22 protein-coding genes and 1 pseudogene are annotated in these 22,365 nt (G+C 50.4%); 11 read left to right on the forward strand and 12 right to left on the reverse strand.

From position 1 onward, the window contains the following. Positions 1-77: 77 nt before the first annotated feature. Positions 78-710, reverse strand: coding sequence for a hypothetical protein (locus BN903_RS06760; RefSeq protein WP_048077010.1), 633 nt, complete (start codon positions 708-710; stop codon positions 78-80). A 405-nt stretch (positions 711-1,115) separates the two neighbouring features. On the opposite strand from BN903_RS06760, the gene galU reads away from it, so the two are divergent. The 4 genes from galU to BN903_RS06780 all read left to right on the forward strand — a co-directional run bounded on the left by galU (position 1,116) and on the right by BN903_RS06780 (position 5,459). Further along, entirely contained in the window at positions 1,116-1,982 is an 867-nt protein-coding gene (galU, locus tag BN903_RS06765) for a UTP--glucose-1-phosphate uridylyltransferase GalU (protein ID WP_048077011.1), read from the forward strand. Continuing rightward, complete coding sequence (locus BN903_RS06770) at positions 1,979-2,905, forward strand: UDP-glucuronic acid decarboxylase family protein (protein WP_048077012.1); 927 nt, start codon at positions 1,979-1,981, stop codon at positions 2,903-2,905. Before galU ends, BN903_RS06770 begins: the two co-directional genes overlap by 4 nt. Before the next feature lie 137 nt (positions 2,906-3,042). Beyond that, positions 3,043-3,768: a UTP--glucose-1-phosphate uridylyltransferase AglF gene (aglF, locus tag BN903_RS06775; protein WP_048077013.1), complete on the forward strand. Its 726-nt coding sequence runs from the start codon at positions 3,043-3,045 to the stop codon at positions 3,766-3,768. 506 nt (positions 3,769-4,274) lie between these two features. After that, the gene (locus tag BN903_RS06780) at positions 4,275-5,459 is read left to right on the forward strand and encodes an orc1/cdc6 family replication initiation protein (RefSeq protein ID WP_048077014.1); all 1,185 of its coding nucleotides are present in this window, start codon (positions 4,275-4,277) and stop codon (positions 5,457-5,459) included. Between the two features lie 256 nt (positions 5,460-5,715). Here the strand turns inward: BN903_RS06780 and BN903_RS06785 are convergent, their stop codons facing one another. Continuing rightward, positions 5,716-6,171, reverse strand: coding sequence for an NUDIX domain-containing protein (locus BN903_RS06785; RefSeq protein ID WP_048077015.1), 456 nt, complete (start codon positions 6,169-6,171; stop codon positions 5,716-5,718). A 3-nt stretch (positions 6,172-6,174) separates the two neighbouring features. Beyond that, a complete protein-coding gene (gene rfbB, locus BN903_RS06790; RefSeq protein ID WP_048077016.1) occupies positions 6,175-7,101 on the reverse strand; it encodes a dTDP-glucose 4,6-dehydratase in 927 nt (308 codons plus the stop codon). Positions 7,102-7,154: 53 nt separating this feature from the next. Here rfbB and rfbD point away from each other — a divergent pair, with 53 nt between their 5' ends. Beyond that, positions 7,155-8,051: a dTDP-4-dehydrorhamnose reductase gene (gene rfbD / locus BN903_RS06795; protein ID WP_048077017.1), complete on the forward strand. Its 897-nt coding sequence runs from the start codon at positions 7,155-7,157 to the stop codon at positions 8,049-8,051. On the opposite strand, the gene BN903_RS06800 is transcribed toward rfbD, so the two are convergent. From BN903_RS06800 to BN903_RS06810, 3 genes are read right to left on the reverse strand one after another with little or no spacing between them, the layout of a single operon-like run. Further along, the gene (locus BN903_RS06800; RefSeq protein WP_048077018.1) at positions 8,048-8,227 is read right to left on the reverse strand and encodes a hypothetical protein; all 180 of its coding nucleotides are present in this window, start codon (positions 8,225-8,227) and stop codon (positions 8,048-8,050) included. The two genes, rfbD and BN903_RS06800, sit on opposite strands and share 4 nt — an antisense overlap. Positions 8,228-8,229: 2 nt before the next feature. Then, complete coding sequence (locus tag BN903_RS06805) at positions 8,230-9,303, reverse strand: glucose-1-phosphate thymidylyltransferase (protein ID WP_048077019.1); 1,074 nt, start codon at positions 9,301-9,303, stop codon at positions 8,230-8,232. 3 nt (positions 9,304-9,306) lie between these two features. Then, complete coding sequence (locus tag BN903_RS06810) at positions 9,307-9,771, reverse strand: dTDP-4-dehydrorhamnose 3,5-epimerase family protein (RefSeq protein ID WP_048077020.1); 465 nt, start codon at positions 9,769-9,771, stop codon at positions 9,307-9,309. Between the two features lie 226 nt (positions 9,772-9,997). Between BN903_RS06810 and BN903_RS15660 the strand changes: the two genes are divergently transcribed. Genes BN903_RS15660 through BN903_RS15670 form a run of 3 tightly spaced genes read left to right on the forward strand, consistent with a single transcriptional unit; the run spans position 9,998 to position 12,388 of the window. Further along, on the forward strand, positions 9,998-10,228 hold the full coding sequence (locus BN903_RS15660; protein ID WP_048077021.1) for a hypothetical protein: 231 nt from the start codon (positions 9,998-10,000) through the stop codon (positions 10,226-10,228). 2 nt (positions 10,229-10,230) lie between these two features. Beyond that, positions 10,231-11,493 carry a sulfatase gene (locus BN903_RS15665; protein WP_079890596.1) on the forward strand — a complete coding sequence of 421 codons (1,263 nt, stop codon included), beginning with the start codon at positions 10,231-10,233 and terminating at the stop codon, positions 11,491-11,493. A 7-nt stretch (positions 11,494-11,500) separates the two neighbouring features. Continuing rightward, complete coding sequence (locus BN903_RS15670; RefSeq protein WP_079890597.1) at positions 11,501-12,388, forward strand: glycosyltransferase family 2 protein; 888 nt, start codon at positions 11,501-11,503, stop codon at positions 12,386-12,388. 1 nt (position 12,389) lies between these two features. On the opposite strand, the gene BN903_RS15675 is transcribed toward BN903_RS15670, so the two are convergent. Together BN903_RS15675 and BN903_RS16565 are read right to left on the reverse strand one after the other, a co-directional pair. Beyond that, a complete protein-coding gene (locus tag BN903_RS15675) occupies positions 12,390-13,460 on the reverse strand; it encodes a glycosyltransferase family 4 protein (protein ID WP_079890598.1) in 1,071 nt (356 codons plus the stop codon). 25 nt (positions 13,461-13,485) lie between these two features. Then, entirely contained in the window at positions 13,486-14,325 is an 840-nt protein-coding gene (locus BN903_RS16565; RefSeq protein ID WP_195155734.1) for a hypothetical protein, read from the reverse strand. Positions 14,326-14,611: 286 nt separating this feature from the next. Here BN903_RS16565 and BN903_RS16570 point away from each other — a divergent pair, with 286 nt between their 5' ends. Beyond that, the gene (locus BN903_RS16570; RefSeq protein ID WP_154018071.1) at positions 14,612-14,899 is read left to right on the forward strand and encodes a hypothetical protein; all 288 of its coding nucleotides are present in this window, start codon (positions 14,612-14,614) and stop codon (positions 14,897-14,899) included. 192 nt (positions 14,900-15,091) lie between these two features. Here the strand turns inward: BN903_RS16570 and BN903_RS15680 are convergent, their stop codons facing one another. Genes BN903_RS15680 through BN903_RS15690 form a run of 3 tightly spaced genes read right to left on the reverse strand, consistent with a single transcriptional unit; the run spans position 15,092 to position 19,042 of the window. After that, complete coding sequence (locus tag BN903_RS15680; protein ID WP_048077022.1) at positions 15,092-16,609, reverse strand: polysaccharide biosynthesis C-terminal domain-containing protein; 1,518 nt, start codon at positions 16,607-16,609, stop codon at positions 15,092-15,094. Further along, positions 16,602-17,882: a polysaccharide pyruvyl transferase family protein gene (locus tag BN903_RS15685; protein WP_195155736.1), complete on the reverse strand. Its 1,281-nt coding sequence runs from the start codon at positions 17,880-17,882 to the stop codon at positions 16,602-16,604. The genes BN903_RS15680 and BN903_RS15685 overlap by 8 nt, the downstream gene beginning before the upstream one ends. Positions 17,883-17,923: 41 nt before the next feature. Next, a complete protein-coding gene (locus BN903_RS15690; RefSeq protein WP_079890600.1) occupies positions 17,924-19,042 on the reverse strand; it encodes a nitroreductase family protein in 1,119 nt (372 codons plus the stop codon). Between the two features lie 112 nt (positions 19,043-19,154). Between BN903_RS15690 and BN903_RS06830 the strand changes: the two are divergent. Then, positions 19,155-19,786 (forward strand): annotated as a pseudogene (locus BN903_RS06830) (IS6 family transposase). 229 nt (positions 19,787-20,015) lie between these two features. Here BN903_RS06830 and BN903_RS15695 read toward each other — a convergent pair. After that, positions 20,016-21,083, reverse strand: a complete 1,068-nt coding sequence (locus BN903_RS15695) for a glycosyltransferase family 4 protein (protein WP_079890601.1) — start codon at positions 21,081-21,083, stop codon at positions 20,016-20,018. Between the two features lie 138 nt (positions 21,084-21,221). Here BN903_RS15695 and BN903_RS06835 point away from each other — a divergent pair, with 138 nt between their 5' ends. Further along, positions 21,222-22,361 carry a glycosyltransferase family 4 protein gene (locus BN903_RS06835; protein WP_048077098.1) on the forward strand — a complete coding sequence of 380 codons (1,140 nt, stop codon included), beginning with the start codon at positions 21,222-21,224 and terminating at the stop codon, positions 22,359-22,361. Positions 22,362-22,365 lie beyond the last annotated feature (4 nt).

Consider the following 22,365-nt stretch of genomic DNA (forward strand, 5'->3'; position numbering starts at 1 on the left):
AGTTGTTGTATATCTCCGCCGACCGTCCGTCCGTTCGGAGTACGTAATTACTTCGTAGTGCATACATTATACGTAAGTTATACGAGTCGGCCCGGCGTCGACCGGGCCGGGAGGTCGGCCCGCGGGCGGCGGTATCGGGTGTCGGCGGTCGCCGTCTGCGAGGCGGTCGTGGCCGGCTCGACGTAGAACGCGTCCGTGACCTCGTCGTAGCCGAGCGCGACGACCTCCGTCCGGTCCTCGAAGTAGTCGAGGGCGTCGGCGAGCGCGTCGCCGTGGTGGTACGTCGTCGCCCCCTGCGGCGGGTCACCGACATGGGGCAGCTCCACGGACGCGTCCGTCTCGACTGCCTGCGTGTGAACGAACGCTGATTGTTCGAGGGTGAGCGTCTCCTCGTCGGGGTCACAGCCGAGCGTCGCGGGCCCGTCAGCGCCCTCGGCCGCGAGGACGTCCGCGAGCGCGGTTGCGTCGACGCCGACCGTGCCGGGGGTGGCGTCGTATCGGTCACACAGCGTCCGGTGGAGGTTCGCCTGGACGGCTGTCACCATGGCATCGTCGACGCTCGCGGCGACGAGTCCGTCGTCCGCCACCGCGAGTTCGGTGGGGCCGTCGACGGCCGCGACCGGTGCGAACAGTCGCCGGAGGTGACGCCGGTCGATTGTGGCTTCGAGCCGCGGCGGGGGCGCGGACGTAGCCGGGAACCACGAGCGCATTAAACCCAGAACGTCATTCCAGTAACAGGTATTTTTCGGTCTCCGTCGGGACCCTCGCTGATCCGTTGGCGTCACCGACGACCCGGTTTGCCATCATGTCGACCTCCCCGCTGAGGGCGGTGAACTCGTTTCAGTCGGTGACCTTGTCGGCGTTGACATCGACGTTGCCTATGTGTTTGCGGTCTGTGACGCACGCCGCGACGGTCGCTCTAACGTCGCCGCTCCCGATGATCGACAGACGCATCTTGCGTAGTCGTCCACGGGTGGGTGACAAGAAACCTCTCGTTAGCGGCTCGACCAGTTTTCAGATGCTTAGTTTCGACGAACGATAGCGATCGTAGCTCGTCAGTATTCAAATCTAATGATAAAAAATATCTATCGGGGGTGTGGACATCAGAGTGATTCATGGAGGTCACCAAAGCAGTCATCCCTGCGGCCGGGTTCGGGACGCGATTCCTGCCCGTCACGAAGGCCCAGCCGAAGGAGATGATGCCCGTTCTCGACAAGCCGACGATCCAATACGTCGTCGAAGAGGCCGTCGAGGCCGGCATCGACGACATCCTCATCATCACCGGGCGGGGCAAACAGGCGATCGAGCGTCACTTCGACAAGTCCTACGAACTCGAAGAGGCGCTCGAAGCCGACGGCAAACTCGATCGGCTCGACCGCGTTCAGGAGATCGCCGACCTGGCGGACATCCATTACGTCCGACAGAAGGAACGCGACGGACTGGGTGATGCGGTCCGATACGCGCGCAAGCACGTCGGTGACGAACCGTTCGCGCTCTTGCTCGGGGACACTATCATCGAGAACGACACGCCGTGTACGGAGACGCTCATCGACGAGGCGGAGGCTCACGAGACCTCGGTGCTCTCCTTGGAACGCGTGCCCTGGGAACAGGTCCCGTCTTACGGCGTTGCGGACACCGGTGACGTGGAGTCAAGTGCCGGAAGCTTCCCGGTCAACGACTTCGTCGAGAAACCGCCACAGGACGAGGCCCCGTCGAACCTCGCGATCACCGGTCGATACGTGCTCACGTCGGAGATCTTCGAGCTGCTCGAATCGACGGAGAAGGGCGTGGGCGGCGAACTCCAGCTGACGGACGCGATCCGAGAGCTCGACGACGTACGGGGTGTGGAACTCGACGGCGACCGCTACGACATCGGGAACATCCCGAGCTGGCTGCGGGCGAACATCGAGATGTCGCTCCACCACGACGACGGCGAGATCAACGAGGCCGTGGAGGCACTCCTCAGAGAGCAGTCGCTATGAGCCGGATCCTCGTCACTGGGGCTGCGGGCTTTCTCGGATCGTTCCTCTGTGACCGGCTGCTGGCGGACGGCCACGAAGTCATCGGGATGGACAATCAGGTGAGCGGACGGACGGAGAACCTCGACGACGCGTTCTATCACGACGATTTTTCCTATTACGAACACGACGTGACGGAGTTCATCCACGTCTCCGGCGAGTTGGACGCGGTGCTACACTTAGCGAGTCTCGCGTCGCCGGTGTTCTACCGGGATCACCCGATCAAGACGCTGAAGGTCGGCGCGCTCGGCACGCACAAGACGCTCGGGCTGGCGAAAGAGAAGGACGCGACGTACCTGTTCACCTCGACGAGCGAAGTGTACGGGGATCCAGAGGTGAATCCGCAGCCGGAGTCGTATCGCGGGAACGTGGATTCGTACGGGCCGCGGTCGTGTTACGACGAGTCGAAACGCTACGGGGAATCGCTGGTGCGGGCGTATCGGGATCAACACGACCTGGACGTGCGCGTCGCCCGGATTTTCAACACGTACGGGCCCCGGATGCGGTTGGATGACGGGCGCGTGATCCCGAACTTCATGAAACAGGCGCTGACGGGAGAAGACCTGACCGTGTACGGGGACGGCGAACAGACGCGGAGCTTCTGTTACGTCTCAGATATGATCGACGGGCTGGTGGCGCTGTTGGAGTCCGACGTACAGGAGCCCGTGAATATCGGGAATCCCGACGAGCGAACGATCAACGAACTCGCGGAAGTCGTGCGGGAGGTGACCGAGAGCGAGAGCGGGATCACCCACAAGGAGTTGCCGCCACAGGATCCGCAGGTTCGCCGACCGGATATTACGAAAGCGCGTGAGGAGTTGGAGTGGGAACCGACGGTAGACCTTCGAGACGGGCTTCGACGTTCCGTTCCATACTTTACGGAATAGCTGTCCTCGCTTCCTGTGTCTTCGCCTCTCTCAGAACGGAACTAACTGCGTCCTTGCGTACCGGATTCTGCGCGTGTCGCGTCTGATTGGTTGACAGAGTGAAAAGACATATGCCGGCGTCACGACACCCTTCGACCATGCAAGCCGTCGTACTGGCCGCCGGCGAGGGGACACGGCTGCGCCCGCTCACGGAGGACAAACCGAAGGGGATGGTCGAGGTCGACGGGAAGCCCATCCTGACGCACTGTTTCGAGCAGCTCGCCGACCTCGGTGCCGACGAGTTCGTCGTCGTCGTGGGGTATCTCAAAGAGGCGATTATCGACCACTACGGCGACGAATTCGACGGCATTCCGATCACGTACGCCCACCAGCGCGACCAGCAGGGACTCGCGCACGCGCTGTTGACCGTCGAAGAGCACGTCGACGACGACTTCATGCTCATGTTGGGCGACAACGTCTTCCAGGCGAACTTGGAGGACGTGGTGCGACGCCAGCGCGAGGACCGCGCCGACGCGGCGTTTCTCGTCGAGGAGGTCGACTGGGAGGACGCGTCGCGGTACGGGGTGTGTGACACGAACAAGTACGGCGAGATCACGGATGTTGTGGAGAAGCCCGACGACCCGCCGTCGAATCTCGTGATGACCGGGTTCTACACGTTCACGCCCGCGATCTTCCACGCGTGTCACCTCGTCCAGCCGTCGAATCGTGGGGAGTACGAGATCAGCGAGGCGATCGACCTGTTGATTCAGAGCGGGCGGACCATTGATGCGATCGGACTGGAGGGCTGGCGGATCGACGTGGGGTATCCCGAGGATCGGGACGAGGCCGAGCGGCGGTTGCAGGACGAGGAGGTAGAGGCTTGACATCCTCTCCGCGCTGAAACGCGAGGCTTTCTCCTTGATTCTCCGTAAGACGGGGACAGACAGTTCTCTCGGAACGGCGTCGGGGTGTGGATCATACGCGGCCCATCGCATCATCTCGTAGTACCGGGACGGAACGTCGAAGGACTGCGAGGAACCCCCCACCCCATCGGTTCCGCTGTTAGCATAGGGGTGTCGGGAACGAGGACATGAACGAGACAGAGGTGACCGCTAACAGCGGAAGCAGTGGGGGCATTCGTCGCAAATGGTGAGTGATGAGACGCACAGTACCCCCACCCCACCACTTCCGCTGTTCCAGTCTCCCCTCGCGGAGAGATGTATCTGCCTACACCCCCATCGGTTCCGCTGTTATGACAGAGAGGTCGATCTCTCGACGAACCTAATTGTTAACAGCGGAACTGCCGGGGTTAGTGGTATATAAAATATCGACAACAGCGGAAGCAACGGAAGTAATGGTTTTATATAGAAACGGGGATCGTACTATGAATATGGCCGACTTCTCGTTCACTCCGAACGACGCTATCTTCGAAAATCGGGAGGCGCTCCTCGAAGAGTGGACGCCGGACAGCCTTGTCGGGCGGGACGAGGAGCTCACCCGATACCACGCCGCTCTCCAACCCGTCATCAACAACGAGACTCCCTCGAACGTCTTTCTCTACGGAAAAAGCGGGGTGGGAAAGACTGCGGCCACGCGCTATCTTCTCCGCACGCTCGAAGGGGACGCAACCGACGTGCCGGAACTCGAACTCACGACGATCGAGGTCAACTGCGACGGCCTGAACACGTCCTATCAGGTGGCCGTAAAACTCGTTAATGAACTCCGAGAGCCGGGACGGCAGATCTCCAACACGGGGTATCCACAGGCGAGTGTGTATGAGTTCCTCTTCGACGAACTCGACACGTGTGGAGGGACGGTTCTCATCGTCCTCGACGAAGTCGATCACATTGGTGACGATTCGTTGCTGTACAAACTGCCGCGTGCTCGCTCGAACGGCGACATCAGCGACGCGAAGCTCGGCGTCATCGGCATCTCAAACGATCTGGACTTCCGGACGCAGCTGTCCTCGAAGGTTCGATCGTCGCTTTGTGAGAAGGAGGTGTCGTTCAGCGCGTACGACGCCGACGAGCTCCGACTCGTCCTCGAACAGCGCGAACGGGTCGCCTTTCAGGACGGCGTTCTCGAAGACGGAGTTATTGCGATGTGTGCAGCGTACGGCGCGAAGGACTCCGGTGACGCACGGAAGGCGTTGGACCTTCTGCTGGAGGCCGGAGACGTTGCACGCGAGAGCGGGTCGGACGTCGTGACCGAGGCGCACGTTCAGGAGGCCCGTGAGCGCGTGCAGATGGATCAAGTGGTAGAGGGCATCCAGAACTACTCCGAGCACGGGAAGCTCGTGTTGTACGCGCTGACGCTGCTCCACGAACGCGGTGAGACGCCAGCACGGACGCGCGAAGTCGTCGAGACGTACCGGGAGGTGGCTCACTCGGAGGGGGTGAGTCCGGTGTCGGAGCGTTCGGTACGTGACTACCTCGGCGAGTTGGCCCAGCTGGGAATCACGAGTTCGACAGAACACAACCGAGGGAAAGGCGGTGGGAAGTACAACGAACACCGGTTGGCGCAGTCCGTTTCGGCGGTCCGGAGCGGGTTGTCGACGTTGTTGGAGTCGGCGTGAATCAGGGCGCTATCAGCTCCGGTGGTGACGGTAGCGTCTATCCTGTGCTAACAGCGGAAGCAGTGGGGTGGGTGTGGTGAACCATCTCGGGGCCAAGCACCGTGTATTCGCCTCGCACCACCTGTGAATCGTTTCGGTACACTTCCCGAGACGCTCGGTCTACGCTGACTGTATCGGTCCGACCAAGCGACCCTTCCGTAGAGGCGTACCACGCGATATCCGTCCGTGGTTCAAGACTTTACTATTCCACGCGCCGTCAGTATTCAAGTTCGTCTAGATAGCGTTCGACGTACGGATGGAATCCTTCGAAGGGCGGATAGAACAGATCGAGGGCGCTGTGCTGGTCGTCGCCGGCAAACACTGGCTCCGCGTGTTCGAGATGACAGCGATACGCGGTCGCGAGGTAGTGTTTCGAGTCGACGCCCTCGATTTCGGACGTGTCGTAGAAGTGTTCGTAGGTGCCAAGACACTTGTCGATGACGACCGGTTCGCCGAGTTCCTCTTTGGCCACGCGATGGACCGCGTCCGTTCGCGATTCGTTTTTCAGGACCGTTCCACCGGACACGAACCACTCGCCTTTCGCGGGCTCGTTCTCGCGTTTGCCGAGGAGAACGCCGCCGTCGTGTTCGACGACGAGGTCGACGGAGACGAGTGGCACGTTTGCGACAATCGTCTCCCACTCCGAGGGTGGGATTGGTTTCTCGTCGCTCATCGATCAGTCGAGGTAGTACTGGACCGCCCGGTCAAGTCCTTCTTCGAAGGTGTACGCGGGTTCCCAGCCGAGCGCTTCGATCTTGGCGGTGTCGAGCGCGTAGCGCTGGTCGTGGCCGGCCCGATCCTCGACGAACTCGATGAGGTCGTCGTCGGCACCAACGGCATCGAGAATCGCCTCGGTGACTTCGAGATTCGTCTTTTCGGCGTGACTTCCGATGTTGTATATCTCGCCGACCTCGCCTTTCCGGAGCACGAGATCGAGCGCGCGACAGTTGTCTTCGACGTAGATCCACTCGCGGACGTTCGAACCGTCGCCGTAGACGGGGAGTGACTCGCCGGCGGCGGCGTTCGTGATGAACTTCGGAATGAGCTTTTCGGGGTGTTGGCGCGGCCCGAAGTTGTTCGAAGTGCGCGTGATGAGCACGGGCAGATCGTGGGTCGTCTGGTAGCTCTGGGCGAGCAGGTCAGCGCCGGCTTTCGTCGCTGCGTACGGATTCCGGGGGTTGAGCCGGTCGTCCTCAGCGAATTTCCCGTCGAGGACTTGGCCGTACACCTCATCAGTAGAGATCTGAAGGAAGCGATCGATGTCGGCATCGTTGGCGGCGTCGAGGAGCGTCTGGGTGCCCTGGACGTTCGTCGAGACGAACGGCTCTGCGCCGTCGATCGACCGGTCGACGTGTGACTCGGCCGCGAAGTTGACGACCGCATCGACGTCGGCGACGAGATCGGTCACGAGTTCGCGGTCGCGGATGTCACCCTCCACGAACTCGTGTCGCGGATCGTCGAGCACGCCGTCGAGATTCGCTTTCGAGCCCGCGTACGTGAGCGCGTCCAGCGTGACGACCTCGTCGTCGTCGTGTTCCGCGAGTACGTGGTGGACGAAGTTCGACCCGATGAACCCGGCTCCGCCAGTGACGAGAATTCGCATGCGTTGGTGTTATTCACGGCACATATTTACCTTGCCATTGGGACAGTGCGCGTATGCGACTCCTCGTCGTCGGTGCCAACGGATTGCTCGGCAGTAACGTCGTGCGTGCGGGCCAGCGGCGTGGCTGGGACGTGTGTGGCACCTACCACTCGATGCGTCCCGACTTCGAGATTCCGCTCGTTCAGTTCGATCTGCAGGCCTACGACGAGTTCGAGGCAATCCTCGCGGAGTTCGAGCCCGACGTCGTCGTCAACTGTGCCGCGATGACCGACGTCGACGGCTGCGAAACGGATCCCGAAACGGCACGCGTGCTCAACGGTGACGCTCCCGGAGCGTTGGCCGCACAGTGTGTCAGCCACGACGTTCAGTTCGTTCACGTGTCGACCGACTACGTCTTCGACGGGACCGCGCGCGATCCGTACCCCGAGACCGCGGATCCGAACCCCGTGCAGGTGTACGGCGAGTCGAAGCTCGCGGGCGAACGGGCGGTGCGGGAGACAGCCCCTGCGGCACTCGTCGCTCGCCTCTCTTTCGTGTGGGGGATCCATCGCAGTCGGAATGAGTTGACGGGCTTTCCCGCGTGGGTCCGCGGGCAGTTACAGGACGGCGACGAGGTGCCGTTATTCACGGATCAATGGCTGACACCGACCCGGGCGGGGCAGGCCGCTGACGTGCTCCTCGATCTGATTGACCACGACGCGAGCGGACTCGTTCACGTGGCCTGTACCTCGTGTGTCACGCCCTACGAGTTCGGGGAGGTAATTGCGGAGGTCGGTGGGTACGACGCGGAGCTGCTCGGAGCGGGCTCGATGGACGATGTCGACCGCGACGCGACGCGGCCCGCGCACAGCTGTCTCGACGTGTCGCGTGTGGAATCCACGCTCGAACGGGCACAGCCGACGTTGCAGGAAGACGTGGACGCGGTCCGGGAGACCTTCGAGTCGGCTTAGATCTGGTAGCGCTCGCGGTTGTCGAGGAAGTGGTCACGGGCGTCTTGTGGGAGATCGTCGAACTCCAGGACCTCCTGACAGCCGAGCCCCGGACACTTCATGACGCGGTTGCCCTCGAGTTCGTTCGCGGCGACGATGGTACCACAGGCCGGACAGGTGTGCGTAATAATGCGCATCGTTAGAGTTTGAGCTGGGAGTTCTCGCCGACGACGAGGCGGCGGCCCTCGGGAAGCAGTTTCTCGGCGCTCTCGACGTTCGCGCTGCGGCCGAGGAGGCTGTCGACGATCCGCCCCGAGGCGGTGATCGTCGAGTCGCCGATGACGACGCTGTTCTCGATGTGGATGTTTTCGAGGGTACAGCTCGCGCCGATCGAGGTGTACGGCCCGACGTAGGTGCCGGCCTTGATCGTCGTGTCCGCCGCGATCGAGACGGGGCCCCGGACGACCGCGCCGGCTTCGATCGTCGCGGACTCTGCGAGCTCGATGCGCCCATCCGTTTCTGCCCCGTCTTCGATCGTGCCCGCCGTGTCGAGTGCCTCGTCTTCGAGGACGAGGCGGTTCGCTTCGAGGATGTCCTCGGGCTTGCCGGTGTCTTTCCACCAGCCGGTCACGACGTGGGAGTCGATCGCGTGGCCGTCTTCGAGCAGCGACTGGATCGCGTCCGTGATCTCGAGTTCGCCGCGCCACGAGGGTTCGAGCTCGTCGATGGCGTCGAAGACCGCCGGCGAGAAGACGTACATCCCGATGAGCGCGAGGTTCGTGGGCGGGTCGTCCGGCTTCTCGATGAGTTCGGTGACGTTGCCGTCGGCGTCGACGTCGGCGATCCCGAACGCCTGCGGGTCGTCGACCTCTTGGAGCGCGATGCCCGCGCCGTAGTCGCCGGCTTCGAAGCTCTCGACGAGCTCGGTGACGCCCGACTTGAGGATGTTGTCGCCGAGGTACATGACGAAGTCGTCGTCGCCGACGAAGTCGCGGGCGCACCCGGCGGCGTGCGCGAGCCCGAGGGGATTCCCTTGGACGATGTAGGTGATGTCGACGCCGTACTTCGAGCCGTCGCCGAGGAGGTCTTGGATCGCGTCGCGACCCTTGTTGCCGAGGATGATGCCGATCTCGGTGATACCGGCCGTTTTGAGGTCCTCGATCGCGTATTCGAGGACCGGCTTGTTCGCGACCGGGACGAGTTGTTTCGGGCCGGTGTGGGTGATGGGGCGGAGGCGTGAGCCGGTTCCGCCCGAGAGGAGTACGCCTTTCATGTTTCACTCGTGTGGTGGTTCCTCCCAGTCTAAAGGTATTCTGTCTGTGTCGTAGGGAATTCGTTCTTCGTCTGGATTCTCATAATCGTAGAGTTTTGTCGGATAATTAATGAGTAAAGAAGGTTTGTTGCCGATTGCCTTGAAGCCGTGCCAGCAGTCGCCTGGAATGTGAATGAGTTTCTGGTTGTGCTCACCAATGACGAAGGTATTCAGTTCTCCTTGAGTAGGAGAATCATCTCGGTCGTCGTAGACACCAACCTTAATTCGTCCCTGTGGACAAACAAAGTGATCGTTCTGGCCCTCTAGATGACGGTGCCAAGCGCGAATAATGCCTGGGTAAGTCATAGAGTAGTAGGACATCGCTGGGTCGATATCATACTCGTTCCAATCGTCGCGGAATACTTCGACAAGGTGACCACGCTCATCTGGATTTACTTGAAGATCTCGGACTTCTAGATCGTGTATCAATGTCCTAGCTAACTAGTTAACGATACAGTTATTAGAAGTTATGATCGATAGAGAGGGGTAGCGTGACAATATACTTGATAGCATATGATGACAATTTCATATTCTAAGCTTTCTAAATGTGACCTAATGACTTCTCGTATATTTCGTACGTTTTTAATAACGTAGTAGATGAGAATATGGATAAGTAAACCAACAGTATAATAACTCTCAAAGTGTTCTCAACGGTATGGAAAACAGAGAAAGTGATACTGAAACGCTAGAACTGGCTAGCGGTCTAATTGAACAAATTGAGGCAAGGATCGGACCTTCCGAGTTCGAGACAGTAGATGCTTACGTCGAATATGTACTAGAAGAAATGCTATACAATATGGACAAAAGTGATGAAAAAACTGATCAAGGAGGACCCAGCAAAGAAGATGTTGAGGACCGTCTAAAATCACTCGGTTATTTGTCTTAATAATGAAAAATATAGTTTTACTCACATTTGACAGCCTAAGGGCAGACCACTGTAGTCACCACGGGTACGATCGAGATACGACACCAAATCTGGCAGATATTGCTCAAAATGGTATTTCATTTTCAAATGCGGTCTCTCCTGCATCCAGGACAAATCCCTCTATGTCTGGTATATTCACGGGAGAGCATATCATCAATAGAGACAAAATATCAAATCCTGAACATTCGAAGTATCATCTTAACCGCCATGGCACGTTTGTAGAAGAATTATCGGAAAAAGGCTATTCAACAGCGGCATTCTGTCCAAATGCTTACTCTTCTAGGTACTACGGTTTTGATAATGGATTTGATAAGTTTGAGGACTTCATGTTCTCATCAGAAAAGTATAAGAAATTGTTCGATCGGCACATAACCGAGTCAAGTGTATATACCGCAGTCAGAAATCTGAGAAATCTAATACGAAAAGAAGAAGCGTTTCGCCTATGGGAAACATACATAGATAATATTGAACAGTGGGCAGAGAAAAGTAACAAGCCTTTCTTTCTGTGGGCTTTCGCTTTGGATACCCACTTTCCATACATAGTTCCGAGGAACCAACAAAAGTGGTCGAATTTGTTGGAGATGTATTATTATAATTGGCGCTGTAATCAGCTGTTAGATAAGTTTGATATCCAAATCAGCGAAAGGGAAAAGCAAGGCATTATGAATATCTATGATGATTCTATACGATACGCTGACCTAATGATTAAAGAAGTAAAGAAACGCTTAGATAAGTACGATCCGGTTTATATAATAACATCTGACCATGGTGAAGCAATCGGTGAAAGAGGTATATATGGACATTTTTATCCATCACTTTATGAGGAAAACATTCATGTTCCGCTAGTTATTGGGGGGAATATTGAACAAACTAAGACTATCGACAATCCTACATCGCTTACCGAACTATATGATATGGTAATTAGTATTTCAGAGACAGGATCAATCTCATATAATCCCAAAGATATCGTATTTGCTACAACATACGATGGTAGAAGAGAAAGAAACTTATTCACTTACAAGACTAAGTCATGGAAGTATCACTATATACTGGAAGATGGGACAGAACAAAAGAAGCTGTTTAATATGGATGGAAATCTCGTGGAACCTGAGAATGAAGTTGAAAATGAGCCAGTCTCATCCGCGTTAGGGGCATTGGCTGACCGGAGAAAGTCCCACGAGGAAGAAATTATTCAAATACGGGAGTCCGTCAAAACCATAGATTAGACCTGATATGGAACCAAAAGTATCAATAGTTCTACTGAATTGGAACAATTTCGACGATACAGATGATTGTTTGGAATCAATAGAAAAGCAAGATTATGGACAATTACAAACCATACTCATCGATAACGGATCTGATGATGGTTCATTTGGGAGGCTTACAAAAGATCATAATTTGGTTTCTACAAGACTTAAAAGTAATATTGGGTTTCCTGCAGCGAATAACATCGGTATCGAGATCGCAATGGAGACTGACTCTGACTATATCTTCTTACTTAATAATGATACAATACTCCCAAAAGATGATGTTATAAGTAAGCTTGTCTCAGTAGCAGAGGGTAGAGAAAACTTGGGAATATTATCTCCAATTATAACTCACTATCCAGAGACTGAACAGATATGGTTTGCTAAGGGTGTAATAAACAAATACCTTGGAGAGACAAAGCATAAATACAAAAACCGTAATATAGGTGAACTAGATAGTAAGAGACTAATTAATAATGATCGGATGACAGGCTGTGCGATGTTCGTACCAGATTATGTATTCGAAGATGTAGGAAAGCTGGAATCAGATTACTTCCTACTAGAGAGTGACACCGACTTTTCTCTCAGAGTAAGGGAACAGGGATACGATCTTATCACAGACAGTACAAACGTAATACATCATAAGGTGTCTGCCAGTACCGATGATCAGTTTGAACTGTCATATTATTCATCCAGGAATCGGTGGAGGCTAATAAACGACTCAAGCACATTTTATCGAACGGCGAAGTTAGCCTATGTATTAGGTACAATTCGAGGAATATTTCGGAGGATTAAATCAGGAGAGATTAGATATGTACCAGATCTAGTCCGAGGAGCCATACATGGGATTATAGGTAGGGATGGTAAAAAATAACTTAATCGGATCCATCGAGTACATTAGAAAGATGTTGTCCGAATTTTTCATTATCGCCCTGAGGTACGGTAATCGCGTCTGAAATATGCTGTGCAGCTGGATGTGTCTCGAACGCTATGATAGGTAATCCAAATTGATCGGCTTCAGATATCGGTAACCCCCAGCCTTCCTCCATTGAACAGGTTACAAATACATCAGACATAGAATAGAGTTGAGCAAGGACTTCATCTGAGACAAAACCAGTAAACTTCACACGGCTACTACTCTGTCTCTCCAGCCGGCTTGTATATTTTGGCATAGTCTTTTTTCCAACTAATAATAGTTGTGTGTCTTCATCAGAAACGTTGCTTTCGAAAACATCTATTAATGTGTTTATGTTCTTTTTCTCAGTAATTCTTCCCACATATATGGCTACAGTTACATTCTTATCTAGATCAAGTTGAGAACAAACCTCTTCTCGGGATGCCGGATTTTTAAACCGATCCATATTGGCTTTATTATGAATTACGGTAATATCTTGATGGACATATTTTTTAATATATTCCTTCGACTGTTCGCTTACTGTACAAATGACATCTGCACCCTTGATAGAAAAATGGCTAGTTTCTAGATATTTCAACGTGTGTAGCCATATTCGGGATACAACTGAAATATCTTTAGGGGGTTCCTGTGAAGGATGTGACCAGAAAACATAATCTACATCTGATATCTTCGACGCTATATATCCTGATAGAGTAAAGGGATATCGATGTGTAACGACAACATCGAATTCAGAAAGTGAGTGTATAGATTTTAGAAATGCGGGAAATAAAAAGAAGAGTAATCGAAAGAGACGACCGGAGTACGTAGTCTGATCCCAACTATATGATACAGTTTCTACTTTTGAATTAAAGTCGGTGTCAATGTTTAATGAGAACACAGTAACATCGTATCCTGCTTCAACAAGAGAATTTGACTGTTGGCGTATAACCTGAGTTACGCCATCCCCTTCGGTAAGAGTAAAACTACAGAGTGCTACCTTCTTATTGTTTTTATCGATTGACTTAATCACGTCACAGATGTCTATTGTCATGATCTAGACGTAGGTACTAATTGTATCAACTATTATTTTCATCACGTATAAAGATATTGCTGTTGCCAGTGTCATATATAATAGAGCGGGCTGTTGACAGCTTTCCTTTGTCTAAAGAATTAATCTGAGTCCCAGAAGTACTTACCCAGTCGGTAGAGTATCTCTCATCCCAAATTATATATTCGTCTTCGCAAGAGCTTGTATAGCATGATGATTTTTGTCTGACTTCTATACGATAGAGTTCTTCAATTATAAAATATTTCACATCACTAACAACGTACGGAGGCGAAACTGAAGAAGTAAATTCAGAGGTCGCATATGTTGATTCACTGTGGTAAACATCATATCCTGTATATGAAGGTGGTTCCGCAGTAGTGGAGAACATAGAAAATGGAACCAAAATAGCGTTGCCAATCAGGAAAATCACTAGAAGTACAGAGAATACCTTACGGAATGAGTTATCTGAGGGTGTGTAGAGATCCCAGACAGGTGCGACAAGCAATCCCACTAGTACCCAGCCACGTTTTGAGCTTATAGGCGCGATAAGCGACAACAACATCGAGCCTCCTCCACCAATTCCGAAAATGAGTTCCTCAGTTTTGATTTTGAAGCTATTTGATTGGATCCTGCTTGAGAACCTTACAGAAAATAATACACCAAATGCGGCAATTATCACTAAATAGATCAATATTGAGAACCACTCGATAGAATATTTGGAGAATGAGAGTATAGAGATCATACCTGAAGAAGGAGGGCCACTTTGACCAACAGAACCAAATTCTTGAGTACCAAATATGAATTTTGAGATGCCAACTACAATTAACCTATTTTCTCTGGCAACCCATATAATCACACTAACTACCACTGATATCAGACCATAATTAATAGAGCGACGTGAAAATGAGTCACCAATAATGATCGCTGGGAGGAGTAGAATAAATATAATTGGAGTGAACGAATGGGATAGCGAAAACGCAATTAACAGAATAGTAATCAAAAGTATATTTCTTCTGCCAAGCCTTGTAGCCATGGCAAATATTAGAATACCCAAGAACGGGTACGCAACCATTTGTGGGACCGATTGGCTACTAAAGAAGGGGTAGAAGACCGGGATCGACCAGATAATACCCCCTAAAGATCTGTGACGTGGAGTGAGCGTTGCCCCGATTAAAACGGTCATTGGCAAAATAAGTAATGGAGCAGTTTTAACTATGAAGATGGGAGGGGCACCAGTTATTGTAGACATATTCGAAAGTAATAAAAACAGGACTGGGAAATTACTAAGCTTGGGAGCCCCTCGGATTGAAGAAGAAGTTGGGGTGGCGATGGAGCCAGACGAAGACAGCTCTTGTACAAAGTACAACGTAACATGTGGATCATACGCGTATAACGCACCGGGAGATAGAGGAGTGATTAAGGTAGAAAGAAATAATACTTGAAATATTCCAACTGCTGCTAAAGAATAATAGTTCTCACCCCTATGGTATAATATTGAAAGCGATAAAATACCCAATAGAATAACAAAGGCAGCAGTAGAGATCCCTAAAGATTGTATTTGGACAAACTGTAAAGAGACACCTAAGATAGCAATACTGGATATCAACAATTTAGTTATAGAGTTCATGGAAGTGTCAGCTTATCTTGTTCCGATGAGGAGTCACGCGTGTAAGTATTTTTCTAATGGGTGCCGGAGACTTTTTCACTAACTTTTCGAACTCATGATCGGAGACAAAGCTCGTATTCAGTACAGCAATAGAATAGAACAGAAATCCTGCCGGAGGAATTACTAGAAGAGATATGATATCGCCTTGAAATAGTAAAGATAGAGAATATACTACGGCTAAGGTGCTAATACAAGCAGGAAATAGTTTTCGTAAACGAAGGTCAGAAATAGGATTGAATCCTATTTTTTTAGCACTCCATATATGTAAAACGAGCATTGAGAGGTATCCAACAGTTGTGGCAATAGATGCACCAATTAGACCAAACCTAGGGATGAGAATAATATTTAGTATCAGATTTATCAAAGCAGCCATACCAGTTGCATATACCAAAGTTCTAACTTTTCCTATACCTTGGCCGATGGCGAAGATAGGTCTAGCAATCGCAAACCCGACAGTACCCGGGAGAAGAATCAGCAGTGGAACTACTGACACCCCAAACTTAGAGCCAAAGTAAACAGGCATGAACTCGTCAGCTAAGACCGACAATCCGATTATTAGTATCATGATAAATGCGATTGAGTATCTAGTTACTTCTGAAGCAATTTGTGAGACCTCATCTGTCTCTCCAGCGGACCAAAGTTCGGATACAGAGTGAACTAATGAATACTGAACGGCAGAGGGAACGAACCAAATGAATTGTACAACGACAAGGGCAGCCTTGTAATATCCTGTCTGTGTCGAACCGGCGATCGGCCTTAGTAATAATAAGTCAACATTGTAGAGAGAGACCGTCAATATTGCTAATAGGATACTGTCGAGATTATAAGCAAGTAATTTTTTCTTTGACTTGCCAGGAACCCCTAATTTGAACACGTATTTTAGTGTTATTTCCCGAGAGACCAGATAAATACCTACAACACCGACAATAGTTATAGAAATTAATCGACCGATAAGGACACCAAGTACTCCCCACTGAAGATATATTAGTGGAACTGTTATCGATATAAACAGTATGCGATCGACAATCTGGAGTGGTTCGGAGTAACTCTCAAGTTGAAGTCCCATAAGTGCTCCTCGAGCTACAGCATAGATTTGGCTAAAAGCCACCCAAGCCGCTAATACGTAGAAGTACGTCTCGTAATTTTCTGGAAAGTATGCCGAGAATAGCTCTGAAGATGTTATTAAGATCAAGGCGGCGCAGATAAAGAAGACGAGCAATACTGAAATCCTTGAATAAAATCCCAGAATACGAGGGCCCCAGTCTGGTGTGGTGTTTTTTTCTGACATATACTTCCGAATAGCGTTAAAAACGCCCGAATGAGAAAGGGTGGTAATTAGTCCGAATGCGGAGAGCATGAACGCATAATCGCCATAACCATCGCTGCCGAGTAGCCTAGTTAGCATGGGAGTTATTAAGAGAGAAAGAAACAGAAGGCCTAGTTTGGATATGATAATAGACTTGAATGATTTCCACAGATTATTCATTTGTAAAAATCAGAGAAAAAAGATCAGTTTCTAATACCTCTGACCGAACATCCTGAATTTTTTGCGACTCCTGTGTTGTGTTCTCATCCAGAGCGCAGACAGAGTTAATTATATCCTGGCAATCCAGATCCTCTCTGCCATCAAAATAATATTGAGACTGGCCAAACGCTTGAAGTAGCTCTCGATATTTCTCGGCCCACCCTACTGTAATAACAGGAACACCATTTCGGTAGGAGTGTACGATAGAATGATACCTTGAAGCAAGAAGAAATTCAAACTGGCTGATTAGGTCTTCAAGTTCTATTGCGTTCATCTCTTTTCCGATTAGGTGTATATTGGTACTCTCGTCACAGAACTCAAATATCTCTTCACAGAGAGAGAGGTCTTCTGTTGAGTGTCTAAAAATATACACGTTCTTTCCCAGATCGGTCAAATTTTGAATAATAGTCGAATAGATCTTAAGAAGACTTTCTTTACCCATTCTATCGATCAACCTAACATTTGGGACGACGCCTACAGATTCATCTTCCACTTGTGGGGTATCGAAATCTGGGGCTTCTGAGAAGATGTTTTCTAGGTTATAGTCGTTGTACTGTAACACGATATCGAACCATTTCCTGATTTCATCTGAATCTGTATAGGGCTGAATTGCTTTTACTCCGGCAGATTCTCTAGGATAGATCTGAGGGTAGGATAGATAGTTTTTCAGTAGTGGTGATAATACGATATTTTTCACATGAGGGTATTCAAATGGGCCAAGTGATTGGGGGAAGAGATATAGAGGTACTGAATTCTTTTTCATTACCATTATATTGGATAGGAACATGATAGAAGAGGTAAAACCACACTGAGAAGACAGTGCGTAGCCGCTAATATCAATACAAAACATACAATCATTAATTACATTTTGAACCTTTTCTCGGGCCTCAGTGGGTATGTCCGGAGCATACACTGCGGGGATAAAGTCTACTAATTCGCTCGTCCTCGCACCACTGTCCCAGGGAAGTATATTAAAATTATACATATTTTTTTCCCGAGTATCACGCCAGTAGTCCATAGTTGAAAATAGGTATATGTCCTTATTTTCGAATTTCCTCCGTAATTGATCTATTACTGTGAACGTCATCGCTTGTGCACCTTTATTAAACAGCTCACCGCCTAAAATAACAATATTCTCACCTTGTGACACTGGCATTTTTCCGCTTGAAGCGGTACTACCTACGAAGGAATCAAGTAGCAAGCGTGACTCAACAGCAGCACCAGTTGTAGCCATTCGGATTAATCTTCTAGACTTAGATTCCATCTTTGACAGAGTCAGGTATTTTCATACGACCGGATATCATCTAAGTCTTTTTTTTCAGAATACGGGACCATTTTATTCGGGTCTGGATGGCCTACAGCCATAAGCATGACGACTTCTTCATCAGGTGATAGGCCCAAAATATTAGAAATTTCTTTTTCCTTTTTTGGAATTACTGGCCAGTTTATACAGCATGATGCTAGGCCGAGTGTCTCGAGAGCAAACTGGAATGACATAGCCGCCAAACTGGCATCAATGTAAATTATATGGCGATCACGATCAGTGTGATAAGCACGATGCTTCCCGACTAAGGCAACCATACATGGTATATTATTTTCATATCCTGCTACTCCGATTGCCAAGTCAGTTAATCGATCTATATCCTTCTCTTGTTTATATATCTTAAATTCGAAAGACTGTCTGTTACAAGCACTCGGTGATTGAGCAGCAGCTTCGATTGCCTTATCTAATACTTCATCTGATACATCAGTTGACTCAAACCATCGAGTGCTACTTCTTTGGTTAGTTAATTGTCTAAAATTCTCATATGATGGTATATTATGCTCAACTCGTTCACGGGATCGAGGTATCTTTTCATTTGTCACTGATTCATCTTCACCAAAATTATTCTTGAAATGCTCTTTAGCTTCTTTTATTTCACTATTATATTCAACGACTTCAAAATATTCATTTAGAACGTCGATGGCCCACGTAACTTGTGGATGAGAAGATGAGTCCACTAATTCTCTATATCTAATTAGATATTCAACAGTCTCCACAATGTAGCCATCAGCGAATATATCTCGACGTTCCGGCATTGACAGTCCTTTCTCTATTCTATGGATATTGCGAACAAGCTCGTCACGCGGGTCATCCATGTATTTGATATTATCTGAGTACATTGACTGGCCATATAATAGGGATCGCTGTTCAGTATCGAATGACCCTCTCAAATAAAAATAAGCTGTACGCATCGATTTTCGCTCTGCTATGAAGGCTTTGACCTTATTTTCCGGAGCCAACTTCCAAATTACTTTTTCCGGGAGAATTCTCCAGAAAAAATAGTGTGTTCCTTTTTTCAGGAACTCAGTCAGGCTATATTTATGAAATGCAGATTTTATTTGACCAAGCATATTCACACTACAGTTACCTTCGCACTAGAATGTTGTCAATTATCAGAATGATAAGGGTGGCGGTGTTCTGATAAGGTTTGAAAAGTGAGGCGGTATATTTTCAAAGTTATATATGCCCGAAAACGACCGCTTCAGCGGCTGCTTAGACGAGACCAACTTAGTGTTTGTGGAGCGAGAAGCAACACCGAAGCGTTGATGAAACTCAGTATTCAGCTCCATTTGTCAGTACTATCAATTTCAAATATCATTTTTTGTTTCTTGAAGTATTCGGTGTTGATCGAGGTCGATCGACCGTTCATAACTGGTCCACAAGCCAATCTACAGTCAGAAACTGATCGGAACCCGAATCCCGTTGTAGTTGACGAGACTGTGATTCGGCTCAACAATGAGCAATATCGGCTGTACGCTGCTGTCGATACTGACTCGAACGATTTAATATATACACTCTTTGAACCAACAAAAACGAATATTATACTAGATCAATTTTTCTCGGAACTTCATAAAAAATACGATTAGATGACGCGATCTCTCTCGTTAATGATGCGGCTCCACTTCACCGAGCCTGTTGTAAACACGGCCTCGATTTTAGATACGAACGACATGGAAATCGGAACAGCATCGAACGTGTTTTCGTGAGGTAAAAGGCGAAATGCCACTTTCCCAAACTGTTTCAGCAACGCCGAAGCAGAAACAGCAAATGAGTGGATTAGATCGTTTGTCCTCGCATGGACTCCGGTTATTTGAATACTACTATTGGTATGGCCTAATATTAAAGCATAATATATAAATTCTTGATAGCGATGAGATCATTCCGTAAAATAAGACAATAAGATACCGGCTTCTCGAATCCTTCCAATTACTACGCACACCAGTGAAGATGGCTGAAAGTCTTCTACTTACGTTAGAATAGCTTGATAGAACACTATCTAATCAATTCAGACTGTTGATTATACACTGGTGATTTCAAACTCTTTTATTTCTGTTCAAGTGCTTGTTTCCACTTTTTTGAAACACTATCTGAGGAATATTTATTTAATACAGCCTTACGTCCCTCTTTCCCCAAGGAATCAGCTAAACTTTTATTATTTTTTAACATGGCTATATATTCATATAGCTCATCGACATTAGGTTCCTCAAGTAAGAACCCGTTTTCTCGATGGGAGATGATCTCGGACGGACCTGTATGACTAGTTGCGATAACAGGCGTTCCACAGGCCATGGCTTCAATCAGTACAATACCAAATAGTTCCTGCCAACCTGTCTTCTGAGAGATTATAGATGGTAAGACTAGTACATCCGATTTGTTGTAAATTCGCGCTAGTTCAGAGTCGTCCTGTATGTATCCACAATTCTCAACAGGATACTCTTCCTCCATCTGAGAGATATCATCACTAAGGGGCCCCTCTCCGACGAATTTTATTTTGAAGTCACTCATATTCGCAGTCTTTGCGAAGTCTAATAATATTTTAATTCCCTTTTCATGAACAAATCTACCTACAAATAAAATCGTAAATTGATTGCTCTCAGCGATTGGTAATGGGCGATACATATCACAATCTACACCATGGGGAATATATTCAGCACTATATCCAAGATTTTCAATGGATCTTTTAGATGTCTTAGTAACTGTCACGATGTCTGCCCTGGATAAAAAGCGGTGCCACAACAATTCAACTAGTTTTCCCACATTGTGTGGTGGACTTGAAAAATCTGGCCAGCTAGTATGGTATATTATATTTCTGTTTTTCAGCGCAGGATAAATGTAACACAACCGGATGTCGAAGGGTTCTGCACCGACTATGATCGGGAAGGTATCCGACTGAACAGAAGACAGAAATAAAAATGATAGGTTCTCTAAAACGTCATCTTTGAGGGCTGGTAACCTAGCAGAGGAAGAAAAAATATTAATTTCTCTTCCGTTAAAAAACGTATATTCATAAAATCGGAGGTTAAACCCAAATTCGACAGACAAATCTTTAATCGGTGAGTAATGTCGCTCCATCCCGTACTTATGAAGAACGTCGATCTCGTCAGGGAGCATAGGTAAGAAAAGATGCTATGATGATTAAATCTTATCCTCGCGTAGATCGCTGTTAGCCACCAGAATAAATATGTATTTCGGATAGGTTGTATTCAGTAATCAAAAGACCTCCTACAAATAAACTTACGTATGATAGAGATGCAAATCGCCTTCGTAACTAACGTTGTCTATCCATTTGTCACCGGTGGGGCTGAGAAACGCATCCACGAGATCGGCACCCGCCTCGCCGAGCGTGGCCACGATGTCACCGTGTACGGCCGGCATTTCTGGGACGGCCCCGCGGAGATCACCCACGAGGGAATCACCCTCCGCGCGGTCGCGCCCGAGGCCGACCTGTACGCCGACGACCGCCGCTCGATCACGGAGGCGCTCGATTTCGCGGCGCGCGCGCTGCCGCCCCTCCGTCGCCGCCTCAGCGACGACGAACACGACGTGGTCGTCGCGAGCGTCTTTCCCTATTTCCCCGTCCTCAGCACCAAGCTCGCGAGTCTCGGCACGGACACGCCGCTCGTCACGACTTGGCACGAGGTGTGGGGCGACTACTGGGACGAGTATCTCGGGCGGCTCGCCCCGTTCGGGAAAGTCACCGAACACGTCACCGCCCGGACGCCCCAGCATCCCACCGCGATCTCCGGGGTCACCGCGGACCGTCTCGCCGCCATCGGCCCCGATCGCGGTCGAATCGAGATCGTCCCGAACGGGATCGATGTCAAGCAGATCCATAACGCCCCACTCCCCGAACAGGGCTACGACATACTCTTCGCCGGCCGACTGATCGAACATAAGAACGTCGACCTCCTCTTAGAAGCATTTGACCGAGTGGCCGTCGACACCGACGCCACCCTCGGGATCGTCGGCGACGGGCCGGAACGCGACGCACTGGAAGCGCAAGCAACCGAGCTGACCCACGCCGACCGCGTCGAGTTCTGCGGCTTCCTCGACGACTACGAGGACGTCCTCGGGCACATGCGCGCCGCCGACATTTTCTGCTCGCCGAGTACCCGGGAGGGGTTCGGCCTCACCTTCGCGGAGGCGATGGCGGCCGACTGTACGGTGATCGCCGCCGACCATCCCGACTCAGCTGCGGATGAGGTCATCGACGACGCGGGCTTTCTCGTCGACCCGACTGTCGACGCCGTGACGGAAATACTCGACAGAGCGGTGGGTGGCGCGCGCCCCACAACAGCCCCACGAGAGCGCGCCCAGCAGTACGACTGGGACGCGGTCGCGACCCAGGCTGAAACTGCCTATCGGCGCGCCATTGACGGCGAGTGGTAAATCG

The sequence above is a fragment of the Halorubrum sp. AJ67 genome (assembly GCF_000513435.1).

Excerpts from the sequence above, each read along its gene's own strand:
- BN903_RS06760 (WP_048077010.1), bottom strand. The coding sequence starts at position 710 with ATGCGCTCGTGGTTCCCGGCTACGTCCGCGCCCCCGCCGCGGCTCGAA.
- BN903_RS06805 (WP_048077019.1), bottom strand. The coding sequence starts at position 9,303 with ATGAAAGGCGTACTCCTCTCGGGCGGAACCGGCTCACGCCTCCGCCCC.
- BN903_RS15680 (WP_048077022.1), bottom strand. The coding sequence starts at position 16,609 with ATGAATAATCTGTGGAAATCATTCAAGTCTATTATCATATCCAAACTA.
- galU (WP_048077011.1), top strand. The coding sequence starts at position 1,116 with ATGGAGGTCACCAAAGCAGTCATCCCTGCGGCCGGGTTCGGGACGCGA.
- BN903_RS15670 (WP_079890597.1), top strand. The coding sequence starts at position 11,501 with ATGGAACCAAAAGTATCAATAGTTCTACTGAATTGGAACAATTTCGAC.
- BN903_RS06800 (WP_048077018.1), bottom strand. The coding sequence starts at position 8,227 with ATGCGCATTATTACGCACACCTGTCCGGCCTGTGGTACCATCGTCGCC.
- BN903_RS15685 (WP_195155736.1), bottom strand. The coding sequence starts at position 17,882 with ATGGCTACAACTGGTGCTGCTGTTGAGTCACGCTTGCTACTTGATTCC.
- rfbB (WP_048077016.1), bottom strand. The coding sequence starts at position 7,101 with ATGCGAATTCTCGTCACTGGCGGAGCCGGGTTCATCGGGTCGAACTTC.
- BN903_RS06785 (WP_048077015.1), bottom strand. The coding sequence starts at position 6,171 with ATGAGCGACGAGAAACCAATCCCACCCTCGGAGTGGGAGACGATTGTC.
- BN903_RS15660 (WP_048077021.1), top strand. The coding sequence starts at position 9,998 with ATGGAAAACAGAGAAAGTGATACTGAAACGCTAGAACTGGCTAGCGGT.
- BN903_RS15695 (WP_079890601.1), bottom strand. The coding sequence starts at position 21,083 with ATGCTCCCTGACGAGATCGACGTTCTTCATAAGTACGGGATGGAGCGA.
- BN903_RS15665 (WP_079890596.1), top strand. The coding sequence starts at position 10,231 with ATGAAAAATATAGTTTTACTCACATTTGACAGCCTAAGGGCAGACCAC.
- aglF (WP_048077013.1), top strand. The coding sequence starts at position 3,043 with ATGCAAGCCGTCGTACTGGCCGCCGGCGAGGGGACACGGCTGCGCCCG.
- BN903_RS15690 (WP_079890600.1), bottom strand. The coding sequence starts at position 19,042 with ATGCTTGGTCAAATAAAATCTGCATTTCATAAATATAGCCTGACTGAG.
- rfbD (WP_048077017.1), top strand. The coding sequence starts at position 7,155 with ATGCGACTCCTCGTCGTCGGTGCCAACGGATTGCTCGGCAGTAACGTC.
- BN903_RS06770 (WP_048077012.1), top strand. The coding sequence starts at position 1,979 with ATGAGCCGGATCCTCGTCACTGGGGCTGCGGGCTTTCTCGGATCGTTC.
- BN903_RS06835 (WP_048077098.1), top strand. The coding sequence starts at position 21,222 with ATGCAAATCGCCTTCGTAACTAACGTTGTCTATCCATTTGTCACCGGT.
- BN903_RS06780 (WP_048077014.1), top strand. The coding sequence starts at position 4,275 with ATGGCCGACTTCTCGTTCACTCCGAACGACGCTATCTTCGAAAATCGG.
- BN903_RS15675 (WP_079890598.1), bottom strand. The coding sequence starts at position 13,460 with ATGACAATAGACATCTGTGACGTGATTAAGTCAATCGATAAAAACAAT.